Source organism: Bacillus sp. LR--39 (assembly GCF_053613335.1).
The window spans coordinates 1-548 of record NZ_JBSIOT010001437.1 but is presented as its reverse complement, the minus strand read 5'-3'; the positions used below and the strand labels follow the sequence as shown (position 1 = coordinate 548).

Annotated in this window: 1 protein-coding gene; it reads left to right on the top strand. The window is 42.0% G+C overall.

The features are described from left to right. A partial coding sequence (locus ACWHAR_RS30990; protein WP_452088921.1) for an efflux RND transporter permease subunit occupies positions 1–548 on the top strand: 548 nt, incomplete at both ends.

Genomic DNA, 548 nt, shown 5'->3' with positions numbered 1-548 from the left:
GCAAACACGTCGATACGGTTCAGTATACGTTAGGAGCGGGAAATCCGCTGATGGGCGGAAGTTCAAACGGCGCGTTGTTCTATATCAAATATGAGGAAGACACGCCTGATTTTGATCAAGAAAAGGACAGCGTCTTAAAAGACATTCAGAAGCAATCCAAACGCGGAGAATGGAAAACTCAGGATTTCAGCTCCTCAGGCAACAACAATGAGTTAACGTATTATGTGTACGGGGATTCTGAAAAAGAGATTAAAGGCACTGTAAAAGAGATCGAAAAGATAATGAAAGACCAAAAAGACCTGAAAAACGTAAGCTCAGGCCTGTCCAGCACATATGACGAATATACATTTGTCGCTGACCAGGAGAAATTAAGCAAACTCGGGTTAACGGCATCACAGATTTCTCAGGCGCTCATGAAAGAAACATCGCAGGCGCCGCTTACAACCGTGAAAAAAGACGGGAAAGATCTTGATGTTACGATTAAAACAGAAGAAGAAACATATAAAAGCGTCAAAGATTTAGAAGACAAAAAAATCACAACTCCGACC